The organism is Epilithonimonas sp. JDS (genome assembly GCF_021261315.1).
Classification (GTDB): Bacteria; Bacteroidota; Bacteroidia; order Flavobacteriales; family Weeksellaceae; genus Epilithonimonas.
In genome coordinates this window covers 53,282-69,027 of sequence record NZ_JAJSAX010000010.1, presented here as the reverse complement: position 1 = coordinate 69,027, position 15,746 = coordinate 53,282, and the positions used below count along the sequence as shown (strand labels likewise).

Annotated in this window: 14 protein-coding genes; 7 read left to right on the top strand and 7 right to left on the bottom strand. The window is 36.2% G+C overall.

What is annotated here, in order from left to right; genetic code table 11:
• Positions 1 to 102: 102 nt before the first annotated feature.
• Both LUD75_RS18385 and LUD75_RS18380 read right to left on the bottom strand, forming a co-directional pair.
• Complete coding sequence (locus LUD75_RS18385; protein WP_232707265.1) at positions 103 to 699, bottom strand: Crp/Fnr family transcriptional regulator; 597 nt, start codon at positions 697 to 699, stop codon at positions 103 to 105.
• Positions 700 to 1,133: 434 nt separating this feature from the next.
• Positions 1,134 to 1,370: a hypothetical protein gene (locus tag LUD75_RS18380; protein WP_232707264.1), complete on the bottom strand. Its 237-nt coding sequence runs from the start codon at positions 1,368 to 1,370 to the stop codon at positions 1,134 to 1,136.
• A 264-nt stretch (positions 1,371 to 1,634) separates the two neighbouring features.
• Between LUD75_RS18380 and xth the strand changes: the two genes are divergently transcribed.
• The 3 genes from xth to LUD75_RS18370 all read left to right on the top strand — a co-directional run bounded on the left by xth (position 1,635) and on the right by LUD75_RS18370 (position 3,232).
• Positions 1,635 to 2,411 carry an exodeoxyribonuclease III gene (xth, locus tag LUD75_RS18375; RefSeq protein ID WP_232707263.1) on the top strand — a complete coding sequence of 259 codons (777 nt, stop codon included), beginning with the start codon at positions 1,635 to 1,637 and terminating at the stop codon, positions 2,409 to 2,411.
• A 256-nt stretch (positions 2,412 to 2,667) separates the two neighbouring features.
• Complete coding sequence (locus tag LUD75_RS19155; protein ID WP_262908233.1) at positions 2,668 to 2,799, top strand: hypothetical protein; 132 nt, start codon at positions 2,668 to 2,670, stop codon at positions 2,797 to 2,799.
• 211 nt (positions 2,800 to 3,010) lie between these two features.
• Positions 3,011 to 3,232 (top strand): hypothetical protein, encoded by a 222-nt coding sequence (locus LUD75_RS18370; protein WP_232707262.1) that lies wholly within the window; start codon positions 3,011 to 3,013, stop codon positions 3,230 to 3,232.
• A 168-nt stretch (positions 3,233 to 3,400) separates the two neighbouring features.
• Here the strand turns inward: LUD75_RS18370 and LUD75_RS18365 are convergent, their stop codons facing one another.
• Positions 3,401 to 3,853 carry a hypothetical protein gene (locus tag LUD75_RS18365; protein ID WP_232707261.1) on the bottom strand — a complete coding sequence of 151 codons (453 nt, stop codon included), beginning with the start codon at positions 3,851 to 3,853 and terminating at the stop codon, positions 3,401 to 3,403.
• An 857-nt stretch (positions 3,854 to 4,710) separates the two neighbouring features.
• Here LUD75_RS18365 and LUD75_RS18360 point away from each other — a divergent pair.
• Complete coding sequence (locus tag LUD75_RS18360) at positions 4,711 to 5,196, top strand: DUF4385 domain-containing protein (RefSeq protein WP_232707260.1); 486 nt, start codon at positions 4,711 to 4,713, stop codon at positions 5,194 to 5,196.
• A gap of 345 nt (positions 5,197 to 5,541) precedes the next feature.
• Here the strand turns inward: LUD75_RS18360 and LUD75_RS18355 are convergent, their stop codons facing one another.
• From LUD75_RS18355 to LUD75_RS18345, 3 genes are all read right to left on the bottom strand, one after another.
• Positions 5,542 to 6,150, bottom strand: a complete 609-nt coding sequence (locus tag LUD75_RS18355) for a DUF4142 domain-containing protein (RefSeq protein WP_232707259.1) — start codon at positions 6,148 to 6,150, stop codon at positions 5,542 to 5,544.
• A gap of 169 nt (positions 6,151 to 6,319) precedes the next feature.
• Positions 6,320 to 7,285, bottom strand: coding sequence for a gluconolaconase (locus LUD75_RS18350; protein ID WP_232707258.1), 966 nt, complete (start codon positions 7,283 to 7,285; stop codon positions 6,320 to 6,322).
• A gap of 5 nt (positions 7,286 to 7,290) precedes the next feature.
• Positions 7,291 to 8,469, bottom strand: coding sequence for a PQQ-dependent sugar dehydrogenase (locus LUD75_RS18345; protein ID WP_232707257.1), 1,179 nt, complete (start codon positions 8,467 to 8,469; stop codon positions 7,291 to 7,293).
• Between the two features lie 1,195 nt (positions 8,470 to 9,664).
• On the opposite strand from LUD75_RS18345, the gene LUD75_RS18340 reads away from it, so the two are divergent.
• Complete coding sequence (locus LUD75_RS18340; protein ID WP_232707256.1) at positions 9,665 to 10,225, top strand: AraC family transcriptional regulator; 561 nt, start codon at positions 9,665 to 9,667, stop codon at positions 10,223 to 10,225.
• 255 nt (positions 10,226 to 10,480) lie between these two features.
• On the opposite strand, the gene LUD75_RS18335 is transcribed toward LUD75_RS18340, so the two are convergent.
• A complete protein-coding gene (locus tag LUD75_RS18335) occupies positions 10,481 to 11,329 on the bottom strand; it encodes a Cof-type HAD-IIB family hydrolase (RefSeq protein WP_232707255.1) in 849 nt (282 codons plus the stop codon).
• 390 nt (positions 11,330 to 11,719) lie between these two features.
• On the opposite strand from LUD75_RS18335, the gene LUD75_RS18330 reads away from it, so the two are divergent.
• On the top strand, positions 11,720 to 14,479 hold the full coding sequence (locus tag LUD75_RS18330) for a TonB-dependent receptor plug domain-containing protein (RefSeq protein WP_232707254.1): 2,760 nt from the start codon (positions 11,720 to 11,722) through the stop codon (positions 14,477 to 14,479).
• Positions 14,480 to 14,492: 13 nt separating this feature from the next.
• Positions 14,493 to 15,704, top strand: a complete 1,212-nt coding sequence (locus LUD75_RS18325; RefSeq protein ID WP_232707253.1) for a DUF4876 domain-containing protein — start codon at positions 14,493 to 14,495, stop codon at positions 15,702 to 15,704.
• Positions 15,705 to 15,746: the final 42 nt, after the last annotated feature.

Sequence of the window (15,746 nt, the reverse complement as noted above, 5' to 3'; positions counted from 1 at the left end):
TGAATCGTTACTTTGACATTGACAAAATAGTTTTTAAATAATGCAGATTTTCTGACCTTGGTAACATTCTAGGAATGAAATAAAAAATTTGAACATACTATCTTAGTATAGGATCTTTCTATTCCTAATCTTGACAATGTTGTTCCTCTCCATTATTTTGACAGTCCTTATAGTGGTTTCAACACAAAGTCCAGTCAAATTGGCTAATTCCTGACGGGTAAAGGGAACCTGAAAAGCAAAAGGCTCCTGTATCTTTTGAATACTTTTCAAATAATCCAGTAATGCTGTTAATTTCGCCGTTGGATTATGTGTACAGATGATTTGTACCATCACGTGTTTAAAATGGAGAAAACTGGAAATGCGCTTATTGATTTCCAAACTTATTTTAGGATTATTCATTAAAAGATTCATAAAAGCAGATCTCCGCAGCACTAAAACAACACAAGAACTTAACGTAATAGCATTTACCGGATAAGTACCATCAAGGAAAAGTGAGGACTCTCCTATGCTCTGTCCATTTTCAAGGATGTTGTGAAGAACTTCCTTGCCCTCTGGATTGTAGTTGTTAAGCTTGATTTTACCATTGATGATCTGGTAATAGAATTTTGGAACATCGTTTTCCAAAAATATTGTTTCAGCGGAGTCACAATTTTTCGTAATTGCACCGACCGACTCTAAAATACATTGCTTGATAACCATAACATCCTAATTTTAAAATCCCAAATGACCTGGTACTATGATCAATAGAAACATATAATTAATTTGATATAATTATTTTTCATCTTCAAGTTTGTTTTTCGCATCATTCAAAATTTATGCCCAGGCAAGACAATAACATGTAAAATTACATATTACACAATAATGATTAGTTATAAATACGAATATGCTAATTTAAAATACCAAATAATTAAACTTGGCAAGGATATATTACATTTCGACTTGGAGGCATGTGCCGTCGTTTTCCATATAATTTGAGAGGCTTAAAAAGGCCAAAACAGCATTTTTTTGCAGGAAAAAATAAAAAGGTTTTCTTACAAGATGAAAATGTGATCTACGGAAATTTATCAGAATGTAAATCTTCGATCTGCAATTAACATTTAGGAAAAAAACGTTTAATAACTTGTCAAACTGAGCTATCTGGCAGAATCCCTTCTTGAAGGAGATGAATTTGAGGTACTGTCAGACATCGTTCCAGAAGTTGCTGCTGATGCGGAAGCTGTAGCACTGTCAGTCTGAGGTGCGGGATTTGGAATGGCTGCTGTACTATCCGATGCTAAAGAATCACTGCTCGTGGAACTGGTCTGTGAGGAATCATTTTTTGAGCAGCTCATAATAGTTAAGACACTAAATGCTAAAAGAAACTTTTTCATAATAATTTGTTTTGTGATATTCAAATCTAGTAACTTGATTTGTAATTTATTATGATCACAGTCATAATACCAACTTTTTAATGCAGTAAGCTTATTTATCATTAGTACAATTTTTGTTGATTATTGATAATTCGTTTTCTTTCAAAGCAGATAAATGAATCTTTAGTAAAGAATAAAAAGACCGCCCACACACGGTATTATGAATGAAAAGACCGACTACAGTTCAGAAAACAACTTAAATTAATATAAACCAAATTCACTGCGATGAAAATAGCCACATATAATGTAAATGGCATCAATGGCCGCCTGCCTGTCCTTCTTAAATGGCTGAAAAATGCAAAACCTGATATCGTATGCCTTCAGGAATTGAAGGCACCGCAGGAAAAGTTTCCCATTGCGGAAATCAATGAAGCAGGCTATCAGGCCATTTGGCAAGGACAGAAGCAATGGAACGGCGTGGCGATTTTGTCGAGAGGGTTCGAAATGACAGAGGTTCAACGTTCTCTCCCTGGTAATGAAGATGATATCCAAAGCCGCTATCTCGAAGTCATCATTGACCAGATTGTCATCTGCTGTCTCTACTTACCGAATGGAAATCCTTTCCCGGGGCCTAAGTTTGAATACAAAATGGATTGGATCAAGCGTTTTAAAAAAAGAACAAAGCAATTTATCGATATGGATCTGCCTGCCATATTAATAGGTGATTTTAATATTATTCCGACTGAAAAGGATGTTTACAAACCTGAAAGATGGAAAGATGACGCACTTTATCAGCCAGAGGTCAAGAATGCTTACAGCCAACTGTTGAAAAATGGATGGACAGATTCTATTCGCACATTATTTCCGGACGAAACAATCTATACTTTTTGGGACTACCTGTACAAAGCGTACGACAGAAATGCGGGAATCAGACTTGATCATATTCTTCTCAGCCCCTATCTGAAGTCCAGCCTGATACATGGAGGTGTCGATAAGGAAGTCCGCGGCTGGGAAAAAAGGAGTGATCATGCTCCTGTCTGGATCGAACTTGACCGGACATAAAATTTTCAAGTCATTCTTACTTAATGAAGCATTTTTTTATTGGTAAACGGCCGAATCTTTTTTGAGGCACAACCACAATTGCATTGTAAATCTCTTTACATTAAGGGAATACATAAAGTGGAATATTCATTCAAACAATACACATTATCTCAAATAATCTTCGCTCATAGACTAATTCGCTGGTATGTAATAGATTGGCATTAGTTATGAAGTTAATTTCTAAATATTAGTTCGTTAAACTTTAAATTTTGATATTATGGGAATTAAACCGGGACCAAAAAAAATGGCGGAATCCACAGAAAAACTGGACAAACGTCAGCATGACAATAAGGAAACGCCAAAGAACAAGCCTTCTCTTAAAAAACACGATCATAAAAAAGGTGACTAATGGTCTGATCGTTAGAAACAAATCCCAACATATCGGGATTTTCAACTGTATGAGCCCGGACACTATTTAACTGATATGTCACGAGCTGATCAGTATTTAATTGCGTTGAAATTTAGATAAGCACAAATACCACACCTACAAAATGCTTGCAATAACACTGATTTTGTATGGTATTTGATAGGTGTATTACCTAACCAAATACATTACTGATATGCAATTCATAGATTTTAAAAAGGAACACTTTTCCAAAAGTGAAGAAACCGAAGACTACTTTATTGAAATACCTAAAGAAGAAATAGGATTCGGTGATATAGAAGTACAGCAGAAGAAGGACGACGGTCTCTATTCAAAAGCTGAATTCAATGTTGAAGAAGATATTAATAAGGTAACTATCAAAATGAAGCAGCCCATTGATATCAGGGTGAATTTTTAATTAGTGAGATTAAATTTTCTACATAATAAAATGCATTACAATATCAAAACTATCTAACCATTTGCTTAGATAGTTTTGTTTTGTAAAATTTAAGAAACTTAGGAATAACCCAATGCTTATTGTAGACCGTGATATATCGTTATGACAAAAACATAGTCAGATCAATCTTTAATTTCCATTTCTGGTTTTCAATGAGATCTTGTAGGCTTCATCACGCAATTTTTGAATTCGCCCAACAGGTTTAAGACCGGATATACTTTCAAATGGATTAAATGACATCTCCTCCACTGCTCTATCCTCCTTATCAATAAGGTTGTTTATCTTAATTCTGCCAATAGAAATAAAATCAGAATCTTTCCACATCTTATTTAACCGGTTGACAGGCTGGTCTTTTAAATTGTAACAATACTGTACCATCAGTTCCAGTTCATAATGATGATTGGAAAAATAATCTTCTATAGCCTGATCGATTCTTTTCTCAGCTGATTTAACATCCACCGCTACAGGAACCAGTTTATATTTTACAATGTGATCACCCAATCTATAAGCACCAATACTATGATAATCATGAGAAAGAATGAAATGGTTCCACTTTGCGAGAAATCTTTTGACCTGTATCATAAATGAGGGATGAAAGAACCCCGGACTTACTGCTATTGTATTTTTTGCAATTTTGAGAGTTTGCCAAAATTTCTGCAGAAAGCCACCTGAAAAAAAACATTAAGGGCTGTAAATATTTTTAGAAACCGAGAGATACTGATTATTGGAAACAATGGGAAATTGACCATAGGCAAATTGAGGATCGTCTCTTGATTATTGAAGATCTTAAGTGAAAATCCGTAAGTAGGGATTGTTCTTTTTTGCGACACCAGCTTCATATGGGGATTGGAAATTCTAATGATGCAGGCTGTATGTCCTGCTGGAAAAACAATATGTTCCTCAAAATTGTCATAGACTGAAAAGGTCCCACATAAATTAAAATAAGTTGTTGCATGTGCATCTCTGGTTCGATAATTCGTATGATTGATTATTGCCGATCGTCCGACAAATATCTTAATAGAATTACACGCGCGCTTGAGAAGAATTACTTCTTCAGCGCTTAAAGTATCCATACTCGGGTCGTATATCAGTTTTTTTTTCATATCCACTACCAAAACCAAAAGCAAGCCACCCGTGATGAATCATTGTTCAACTAAAGTGAAAGTTTGATACAGTCAGTTTTAAATATATTTTGCTATCATATATCCAATGATCAGGGGAAAGAGAAACGCAATAATAGCCATGACATAGTTACTTTTTTATTTTTGGCGGATATTTAATCAATACATAGTCATCCTAAAAATATCACCGTGCGCTATACCACATGAATGTGATTATCTTCATTTAATATAGAATTCAAACAGAAAGTAATGTCAACAAATTTTACTGTCCAAGGGTCTAAATAAATGACTAGGCACCTCATTTGTTTATCTATTTTAATGAGTAATGACAAACCAAGTTATCTGAATTTTAAATCTGAAAATTATTTCTGGAAGCCCGGTATTGATTACCGCAAATATCCGGAAAATTACAGGGTTGGCAAAGGAGAACAGGGGGTCTTGATTTGTGAACCTTATAAATCGGAAATCGGTCAATACTGGCGATTTAAAAATTCAGAGATCGCTGCAGAAAGTTCAGAGAAAATTTTTGACCTATTTATCAGATACCTCAAACAAAACGATTTTGTAGGAGCTGATATGGCTAGAAAATATCTTCAAATGGGTTTTACAAGAGCAAGACGTTATTTCAATTATAAAGGCGGAAAAAAGTATGATGCCAACAATGATTACAAACTTAACGAACGCGGTACAGGTGACCCTGCAAAAGCAAAAGCGGCTGAGATATTTTATAAAAAATGGAAAGAGGCCGAAGAAAATCCTGTTTATTCAAATATGAAGATCCAATGGAAAAAAGATCTTGGATGACTTAAAACTTAGTAACACCTATTGTATAAACTATCTGGAACAGTTTTGATAAAACTAAGATTTAGAATCCTTCTGAGGTATCTTGTGACTGCCCTTGCCACGGATCCAGATTTGATATCAATGGAAAACTGCCGAACGTTTCGGCATTGAATGGTCTTACACCAATAACTCGCACATAGAGAATAACGTGATGCACTTTAATAAGAGCTTAGAATACAAATTAAAAAGAAATGTAATACTCAAATAGATTGATTAAAATAAAGGGAGAGGCCTGATATCAGGCCTCTCCCTTTATTAATTGGGAAAATATGTGTCATTTCCAAGCACCAATGTGATTTAATCAGCTTATTTGACAGTTGATTTTGTTTTTTCGGACTCCATTAAATGGTGTTCCAAAGTCGGAACCGTCTTTGTGGCAAATGATTTAAGGGATGCTTCACTACCTTCCGTAGATTCTTTCTTAAACGCGGCTAAAACTTTTTTGTGATCGTTAACCATTACATCTGCGAACATACGGTCAAACTCAGCGCCTTTTTTAGCTTTCAGCTCATCATAGGTCTTCTGCTGCTCCGCAGTGACTGAGCTTGGTAATGAATATCCGGCTGCCGAAGCCCAGCTTTTGAGTTCCTCATTAGCTTTACCGTGGTCCCTTACCATCATAGCGCCTAAAGCTTTTACCGACGCATTGGTTCCATTTGATGAAGCAAGCTCTCCAAGCATCACTTCTGCCATCCCACCTTGTGCAGCGGCGTCAGCAAATTTCTTATCCTGATCTGTTAAGTCAGAGTTGCTCTGGTTTGTAGTTGGAGCTACCGATGTGGAGTCGGTCATCGTAACGGAAGTATCAGCCGTTACCGCTGAACTGTCAACTGAGCCACTTGCACTTGTTGTTTCTTTCTTTTCGCAAGCTATGATCGCTATCAATGCCATAGAGCTTAAAATCAATTTTTTCATAATAATAATATTTTTTTTAATTGGTTAGTGATTGATATTGTTCTCTTTACAAAAACTAAGCCTAGAAATACATATGAATTAGCACACCATCTAAAAATGTATTCTTTCCTGTATATTTATATGGGGGTATGATAAATAAAAATCCAGCAAATCTGATATTGTTTTGTAATTATTTCGGTAACGGCATCAACCTCGCATGCTGTATCGCAAATTTTTTAGAAGGAACATTTGTGCTGTCTGTGAGTTCTGAAAACTTGGCATTCATTATCCAAACCTTATCTTTTGCTTTTGTAGCGGTTGAGGGATAAGTAAAACGGTCTGCTCCTAACGTTGATGCAGATAATTTTGCTGATGACCAGTTGTCCATCGAAGTCAGTTCATATATTTTATCGCTTCCTCCATTTTGTACCACCACAAGTTTATTATTACTGGTAAGCAGCAGTCCGTCACCATTCATAAAAAATTGGTCGGTCATCACTTTTGTGACATTTTTCGGTGTATTGAGGTCTATTTTATATATAGTTCCGGTTGCACCACTGATTGTAAGCAGATATCCGGATGGATGATAAACGATCCCATTGAGACCAACACCTTCTGTTTTAAACATAGAACTATCTGTGAAAACTGATGCCTTTCCACCTGGAGTTACTTTATAAATGACATTAGCAAAACTGTCTGTTATGTATGCGTTCTGTTGACCGTCAAAAGTGAGGTCGTTTGGGAAATGATTCCCGGGAACTAGGTGTGCCAGATTTATATCATCTGTTTTTTTCCCTGTAGCCATATCGATACCGACAAGGCGGGCCATTTTTTTCTTAGTTTCAGGCGTGCTGAATTTGCTGTAATTCGCATCACCTACGCAGGCAAAAACACGTTTCCCATCAGGATGTATCTTAACACCATAACTAGATTTGAAGGTAGGATCAGTAATTACTGTGCTGTAAATGCCAGCTGTGGTTACCTTACCAATATTACCAAGCCTAGCTGAAGAAACAAAGTAAACATCTGAAATACTGTCGTAAGCAATTCCTTCAGGGTAAGTTTCGGGTGCATTAAATTCTATTCTTGCAGTTGGCTGATCCGGAATTGCGGCCGTACAGCCTGTAAAAAGGACACAGATTAATATTTTTTTCATAATTATTATTTTTGTTTAATACTATAAAGAACACCGTTTGCATCATCCGAAATAAACACTGTTCCAGTCGGAGTTATAGCAAGACCAGCAGGTCTCCCAAATCTTGTTTTGCCCTGAAGAAAACCAGTCAAAAAATCTTCTGCTGCCACCGGCTGACCATTTGAAAATTTGATCTTTTGCACTTTGAAACCTACAGATTTACTTCGGTTCCAGGATCCGTGCCAGTTGACAAGCGCATCACCACTGAATGGCGAACCAGCGGGAAAAAACTGAAATCCGATGGGTGCCATATGCGCCTGAAACTCCATAACTGAAGGTTCTGTAGTTTCTACCCATTTTTCTTTGCTGTTCCCGGCAGGATCTTCACGGGATATATCGACTTCTTTCTTTGCGTAAGCAAACGGAAAGCCGTAATTTTTTCCTTCTTTGATATTGTTTAGTTCTTCAGGCGGCCAGTCATCACCTTTTGCATCACCACCATTGTCAACGCCCCACAATTCGCCGTTGACAGGACTCCAGCCAAATCCAATTGTGTTTCTAAGTCCTGATGCAAAAATAGTACGTTTCCAAGTTATGGGATCGACTTGCACCAAAGTTGCTGCCTCTCTATCAGATTCCTTACAATCATTACATAGCGATCCGATTGAAATGTAAAGTTTACCATCGGGTCCAAAATCCATAGTTCTGTTAGGATGTTGTCCTGCACTCGGCATATCTTTGAAGAGCATTTCTTTATCACCTAATGTCCCATCCTGATTCACTTTGTATCTTCGCAATTCATTATTGTTGCACAAATAAAGCCTCCCGTCTTTCATTGTGATGCCGTGAACCCCTTTGAAGTCGGAAGCAACGGTTTTAACTTCTTCAAATTTACCGTCACCATTTGGGTCTTTCAGAAGAAGGACATCTCCGGTGTCACGTCTGGTGATGTAGAGATTTCCGTTAGGTGTGTAATATAACATCCTGGGTTTTCCAAGACCTGATGCCGCAATTGAAACTTTCCATCCGTCAGGTACTTTTAAAAGATTGACCATCTCTGGAAGGAAATCCAGATGTTGGGCATAATTTGTAGAATGCGTAATTGTGGTTACGTCTTTTGGAGGAACTCCCCGCTGAGCTGATATATTAGAAAATATAAAAGCGCTGACAACCGGAATGATTTTAATAATAGTTCTATTTCTCATACGTTATGATTTATTTATGGTCACTTTTACAAATATCAGACCTCAATTAATAAATTCATAATATTTAACGTAATTAGTATTAATAATACAAGAAAAAACTCTTATTTCTAAATTTATGATCGAAATATAGTTATTTTGATAACATTATGATTTAGATCATAAATTTGATAAGATAATATAACGTATTTATAAAACTCTATAATGGAGCTATTTATAATAGCTCTCTGCTTCAAATCAGGCTAGAATGATAGCATATATGATTAAAATAATATAAATCCCAGTTAAGAGATGAATTTTCATTGAAACCTTGATTTGTGCGGCAGAGCAATATTTTGACATGACCCATTTTTTCTGACAGTTTAGAAAAAAATACTTGTCAAGAAAGATGCTATTTCTCTCTATTTGGAATCATCGAATAGGTTTGTCATTTTCCGACGGCTACCATCATAACGACAATGAAGATGCCTTAGATCACGAATCCAGGATATTGGATACGTCAGGACAAAACAAAGGCGATATAAATATATGAGATGGGATTGAATAGGATTAAATATATTAAAGGCAGCACATCCAAATCTATCTTAAAACAGAAACGTCTCAAAAAATATTAAGAGGGCGGAATTGATGTACAGTGATAAAAATATTATTCCAAGAATAAAAAGAATTAGTGTGTTGGTATTCTTCGTATAGATACCGTGAACTCAACAGTTATCTTCTAACAAATCGGCAGACTAAATATTAGCCTACCATATTTGTTAAAAGCACTATAAAGGTACTTCTGAATTTCTAAATAATTTCAATTGTAATGATAATTAGAACAGTTTTTTCATCGCCTGCATTTGTAAAATCATATAGATTTCTAATTATTTAACAATCAATAACTAATCGAAAATCATTGCAGCAAATTTCGGTTTTTTTTTAAATTTCTATGTTGTAAATCTTTAATTAATACTTGCAATTATCACACTTTTTTTGAAAAAAAATCACAACTAATGTGTGATTAGTGTAAGTTAAATTAATTCTTTTGTAACAGGTAAGCTGTGCAACATGCGTAAATTACAACTTAAAAATTTTATAGGTATTAATTAGTTACAGCGATTCTAGAACAAAAAACACTTTTGGATTAGCCATAGTACGATCAGAATTTATTAAGATCAAATGTGTAATTATCCAATGCCTTTTTGCAGAGAGAGATATGAAATTATATATTAAACATATGGTAAGTATGCGCTGTAAGCTTATTGTAGAGAACGCACTCGATACTTTGAAAATACAATATTTACGTGTAGACCTGGTGCTTGTGGAAACATTATCCAGAACAGGTGAAAATAAAAGAAGGGAATTAGCGGAAATCCTCAAGAAGTCAGGATTGCAGCTCTTGGACGACAAAAAAAGCATTCTAATTGAAAAAATAAAGATTGTTGTTATCCAGATGATACATTACTCAGATGAGCAGCCATCAAAAAATCATTCAGAATATATCAGCGAAAAATTAGGGTATAATTATACTTATCTTGCTAATACATTTTCAGAAGTTAAGGGAATCACAATTCAGCGTTTTATTATTATCCATAAGATCGAGAGAGCCAAGGAACTGATACTTTACAATGAGATGAATTTAACTGAAATATCATACAAATTGAATTACAGCAGTGTAGCACACTTTTCCAATCAATTTAAAAAAATAACAGGATTTAGCCCTTCTTTTTATAAACAATTTGGTGAGAGAAGGAAACAAAATCTGGAAGATATATAAAACGTTATCGCTTTATATCTGACCCCTTAAATGAAAATACTTTTTCTCTGAAACTGTTTTCAACATAGAATTTAATCATCAGGAAAAATATTACATCAGATATATTTGGAACCGTAATATCTATCAAATGGTCAAACTTCAAAAAAACTGTATACCGTATAATTAAAAAATTGGAATGGAGAAATCACGACAAAAATAGTGAAGGATTAAAGCACATATGTAACATGCAATTTATGAGATCATTCAAAAAAAGAATTACTCATGCTTAACATCTGCCGAAGTTTCATCTAACAACCCAAAATGCATCAATGCTTTTTCTATTCCGCGATTATCGACATCTTCCGTGATATAGTCGGCAATTTCCTTGACATTATCTCCGGCATTCCCCATGGCAACGCCTACCTTTACGGACTTCAGCATAGAAATATCATTTCCGCCATCACCAAAAGCCATTGTTTCAGAGATATCGATATTATAATATTTACAAAAATATTCAACACCTCCCTGTTTGCTTACGCCTTCGGGATTGACATCCGCAAATAACGGTGTCCATCTTGAAGACAGTGAATTTGGCATGACCTCCTGCATAAAGGAATCATCATGTTCAGGATCAATAAAGACGTTGACCTGCAGAACATTTTCAATATCAGCATCTTCTTTATCAAATAAAGGCGGCACAGGAATATCAACGTGACGATACAGTTCAAGGACCTTTGGACTTTCGTGACTGATTCTTACTTTATCATCGTACATCAAGGAAAAGCTCACCTCAGATCTTTCCGAGTAATCTATCAGATTTCTGATATCATCAGGGCTGATTACTTTTCTGAACATCACTTGACCGTCAATTGTCGTACAATGCCCACCATTGAACGTAAGAAAACCATCAAACTCAATATGTCTAATATGATTAAGATCGTTGACTGACCGACCGGTTGCAACGATAACCTTGATTCCATTCTCCCGAAGCTTCTTTAGAGCTTTCCTAGTCGATTCCGGAATTGATTTTGTTTTAAAACTGAATAGTGTTCCATCTACGTCAAAGAAGACGGCTTTTATTTTGGGATTTTTCAAAAAGGTCATTTTAATTATTTTCTGCATCATTGATATAAAAATACAAACAATATTCTGCCAGATCTCACTTGCATATAGATTTAACTTTATTTTAATAATTGGTGCCTCAGAATATTTTTTCACTAATTATAAAATTACACCTCGCTCCGAAAAGAGTAATTGATACAACCGCCGATCATAGGATTCTGCCTGTCACTTTTAAGGCAAGTTTATGTCTAAGATCCTACTATTCTCTTTACTGATAAAATAGAAAGGCTCTTATTTCTCCTGACCATATCAAGGTAACTTTTTTACTCATACCTGTTAGATCTTTATCCAAACAAGACAAAAATCATACTTATTATTTTAAATAAGTCTAAATAAAAATTGGATTAGCTTAATCTAATCTATACTTTTGCACCCTTATTTTAAATAACTGGTGTGTTTAAATACTTCTGTCTTTGTCTATTGAGTTTTGTGTGCATCAATGTAAAAGCACAATCCGAAAGTTTTCCTATTACAATTCAAGTTCTCAATGATTTGAAAGAACCATTGGTGAATGCAACAGTAAAACAGAACCAAGAACAAGCCGTACTTACCAATAAGGATGGGATTGCCGTTCTAAATCTTTCAATAGGAAGACACATCATACTCATATCGCGCGATGGTTACGATGAAAAAGAATTTCATCTGAACGTTGAAAGTCAGCAAACGCACACGATAGAGTTAAAAAAAGTGACAAAAATTGCAGAAGTTATTATTACTGCCAAGGAAGGTAAAGGCTTGACCAGCAAATCTGTCATCAACAGACAGGCAATGCAACATTTGCAACCTTCGAGTTTTGCAGATCTAATGGAATTACTTCCCGGTGGATTGTCCAAGGATCCCAACTTGAGTGTAACCAATGAGGTGACTTTACGAGAAAACAGAGGACCAATCACAGCCACCAGCAATACAGCATACAACACTACATCGCTTGGTGTCCAGTTTATGATAGATGACAATGTCTGGAATACCAATGCCAACTTGCAAACATCTGTTGACAATGCGCAAATGGGATATGCTGTCCGCAACAGAGCAACGTCATCCACTGGTGTCGATATGCGGACGATATCCACCAATGATATTGAAAAAGTAGAGGTTATAAGGGGAATCCCTTCTGCTGCTTACGGAGATTTGACTTCAGGGGTCATCAAAATCGAGAGAAAAATTGGGTATTCGCCTTTGGAAGCAAGATTTAAGGCAGATGGTTTCAGCAAACAATATTATGTCGGGAAAGGTTTTCTTATTAATAAAAACTGGAGTATCAATGCCAATATAGACTATTTGGATTTCAAGCAAAATCCAACTGATGAATTTGAAAACTATCAGCGGATTACGGCATCATTACGCTCCAAATTAAAAACAAATCTTTGGCAAAGACCGCTAGAATGGCGTTCGAATATCGATTTCTCCAACAACATCGATAAAAAGAAGTATGACCCTGATACAGGTTATGCCTTGACAGATTCTTATACAAACTCCAACCAGCGTGTCAGCTTTACCAATAACTTCATCTACAAACTTAATGCTAACGCGATTTTCGACAAACTGGTTTTGAATACGGCGATCCGACAAGGGTTCGAGCGCATAGAACAAGTTAAATTGGTACAGCTATCCGGACCGAGATCTCTTTCTTTGACGAGTACGGCCGGAGAAAATATTGGGATTTACCCTAGTACCCGTTACATCGCAGAATCATCTACGGACGGAAAACCTTTGGATCTTTCCATTTTTTCCCAGGCTACAGGCTCCCATAAAATTGGTCAACTTAATAATGACTATGAAATAGGGATTGATTGGAAGTATTCCAAGAACTTCGGGAAAGGGCAACAATGGGATTTGTCCACTCCTCCGTCAGCAGTTATTGGAGCAAGACCGAGGGCATTTGATGACATTCCTGCGTGGCAGAATCTGGCTGTCTTTGCAGGTAACCAAATGTCTTACAAGCTCAATCAGCACAAGTTTTCTTTGTATACAGGTCTTCGGGTTTCCAAACTTCTGGGAATCGATAATTCCTATGCTATCAGCAATAAGATATTCGCAGAGCCCAGAGCTAACTTCCAATACAACCTACCACATATTTTCATTAATGACAATCCCTTGAAAATAGATGTAACACTAGGCTACGGAATCCTGTACAAGCAACCGACTTTGTTAATGTTATATCCCAATCAGAAATTTTCGGATTATGCTCAGGTGAATTATTACCATAATGACGAAAACTATCGATACGTCAACTTTATGACTTATGTCCAGAACCGTGAAAATAAAAACTTAACTGCTGCAAAGAACATCAAGAAAGAGATGCGTTTGGATCTAAGTTACAAAGGTCACGACTTCTTCATCACCTATTACAAAGAAGACCTTAAAAACGGATTCCGAAGCACAGCACAAAACCCAGTTCATTCTTATAAGAAATACAACACAGCTTATATCGACCTGTCACAATGGGGAGAAAACGGACCTGATTTGAGTAATGTCCCATATGAAACCATCCGAGAATTTGGTGATTACAGTATCACAGAAAACGGAAGTGCCACGCTTAAAGATGGGATCGAATTTGGCTACGCTTCCCCGAGGATCAAAGGCATCAATACCAAATTTAATTTATCTGGAGCCTGGTTCAAAACACAATACAGAAATACGGTTCCTGTTTTGGAGCGCCCTGATATTTCATTAGCAGGAAGCTCTTACCCATATTACGGAATTTACAAAAATGCTACTGGATATGTGAATGAAAACCTCAACTATAATTTAATAGTTGATACTTACCTTCCAAATTTAGGATTAATAGTTTCCACTTCAATACAAGGTTCTCTGTACAATTATCAGAAATATGATCAAAGAATACCAGAACCAATTTCTTATATTGATCTGGACGGAATGACACATCCTTTTACAGACGCAGACAGGACTGACACTTATAAACAATGGCTTGTGAGAAATGTTTCTACCACTGATAATCTTGCGAGGAGATATACCTATACAATCCGGGCGAATTTCAAAGTAACAAAGATTATTTACAAAGGTCTTAAAACGTCAATGTTTGTAAACAGACTATTCAGTTACGAACATCCATACTATTTCCTGGGAACAAAAATCATCAGAAAGGATGGGAACGAACCGTACTTCGGAATGGAACTTAATTATAACTTTTAAAATTTAATATATTATGAAAAAAAGATTTTTAGCAATCGGTTTTATGGCCGTCCTAGCTTCTACTACATTAATAGTTTCTTGCTCTGGCGACGATGATGACTTTGGGACAGAAGTTTCTAACAAAAGTGTTCTTACTGTAACTTTGGCAGGCGACAATATTGCCACTTTCAAAACAATTGAACTTGAAATCCTTGAAACCAATTCCGGAGCCATCACAAAAAAAACATTGGAAAATGCAAGTGCCTATTCGTTTGAACTACCTTATGGGTCTTATAAAATCGTAGCTAATGGAACTGTTGTAACCAAAGACAACGAGGAAGTACAAGTAGGTGCAACTGCTCAAAAAGATGTTAATACGGGTGTGGTGAATTTATCTTTGCCTTTGATCATCAAACAATTCAACAAAGACTTTATTATAGAAGAAGTGTTCTTTGCAGGCGTCAAAACCAACGACGGTAAAAATTACAACAATTCCCGTTACTTCAAAATTACCAACAATACAAATGACGTGCTTTATGCAGACCGCTTGATGATTGCAACTTCAGAATTTTTCACAACTGTAGCTAGGACGGTAACACCGAACATTGTTGATCAGGCTTTCCCTATCAGTGCGGTAATGATTGTCCCGGGAACAGGCAAAGAGCATCCGGTGCAGCCAGGAAGTTTCATCGTTGTCGCAGATAATGCGATCGACCATACTGCTTCTAATGGATTCAATTTGACAAATGCCGATTTTGAGTTTCCTTCAACAAACCCAAGCCTTGGCCAAGTCGACAACCCAAGTGTTCCCAATATGAACATCGCTTACACCCAAATGACTTTCAATATGATTTTCCTCTACACAACCAGTCAGCAAGGATACGCGTTGGCAAGACTTCCGGAAGGACAGACTTCTGAGACATTCTTGGCACAAAACAAATACGATTATTCTTACACCAATTCAGCAGGAGGCGTTACGAATAGAAGTGTTTATAAAATCCCAAATACTTGGATTGTAGATGCACTTAACACAACCCGTGAGAATGACTTCCTTCAAATAGTTACCACACCTTCTATTGATGCAGGATGGACAACTGCATCTCCTGGATACAATGGAAAAACAGTAAGAAGAAAAATACTTGGAACGATGTCAAACGGTAAAAACCTTTACAAAGACACCAACAATTCTACTTTGGATTTTGTTCGCAATTCTGAACCAAGTCTAAAAAATGGTATCGTAAAATAACATTGGAAATAATCTTTTCTAATAATGAATAGATCAAAATTT

What these genes read in the sequence shown, in the direction of transcription:
- LUD75_RS18385 (WP_232707265.1), bottom strand. Translation starts at nt 699, where the DNA reads ATGGTTATCAAGCAATGTATTTTAGAGTCGGTCGGTGCAATTACGAAA.
- LUD75_RS18380 (WP_232707264.1), bottom strand. Translation starts at nt 1,370, where the DNA reads ATGAAAAAGTTTCTTTTAGCATTTAGTGTCTTAACTATTATGAGCTGC.
- xth (WP_232707263.1), top strand. Translation starts at nt 1,635, where the DNA reads ATGAAAATAGCCACATATAATGTAAATGGCATCAATGGCCGCCTGCCT.
- LUD75_RS19155 (WP_262908233.1), top strand. Translation starts at nt 2,668, where the DNA reads ATGGGAATTAAACCGGGACCAAAAAAAATGGCGGAATCCACAGAAAAA.
- LUD75_RS18370 (WP_232707262.1), top strand. Translation starts at nt 3,011, where the DNA reads ATGCAATTCATAGATTTTAAAAAGGAACACTTTTCCAAAAGTGAAGAA.
- LUD75_RS18365 (WP_232707261.1), bottom strand. Translation starts at nt 3,853, where the DNA reads ATGATACAGGTCAAAAGATTTCTCGCAAAGTGGAACCATTTCATTCTT.
- LUD75_RS18360 (WP_232707260.1), top strand. Translation starts at nt 4,711, where the DNA reads ATGAGTAATGACAAACCAAGTTATCTGAATTTTAAATCTGAAAATTAT.
- LUD75_RS18355 (WP_232707259.1), bottom strand. Translation starts at nt 6,150, where the DNA reads ATGAAAAAATTGATTTTAAGCTCTATGGCATTGATAGCGATCATAGCT.
- LUD75_RS18350 (WP_232707258.1), bottom strand. Translation starts at nt 7,285, where the DNA reads ATGAAAAAAATATTAATCTGTGTCCTTTTTACAGGCTGTACGGCCGCA.
- LUD75_RS18345 (WP_232707257.1), bottom strand. Translation starts at nt 8,469, where the DNA reads ATGAGAAATAGAACTATTATTAAAATCATTCCGGTTGTCAGCGCTTTT.
- LUD75_RS18340 (WP_232707256.1), top strand. Translation starts at nt 9,665, where the DNA reads ATGAAATTATATATTAAACATATGGTAAGTATGCGCTGTAAGCTTATT.
- LUD75_RS18335 (WP_232707255.1), bottom strand. Translation starts at nt 11,329, where the DNA reads ATGATGCAGAAAATAATTAAAATGACCTTTTTGAAAAATCCCAAAATA.
- LUD75_RS18325 (WP_232707253.1), top strand. Translation starts at nt 14,493, where the DNA reads ATGAAAAAAAGATTTTTAGCAATCGGTTTTATGGCCGTCCTAGCTTCT.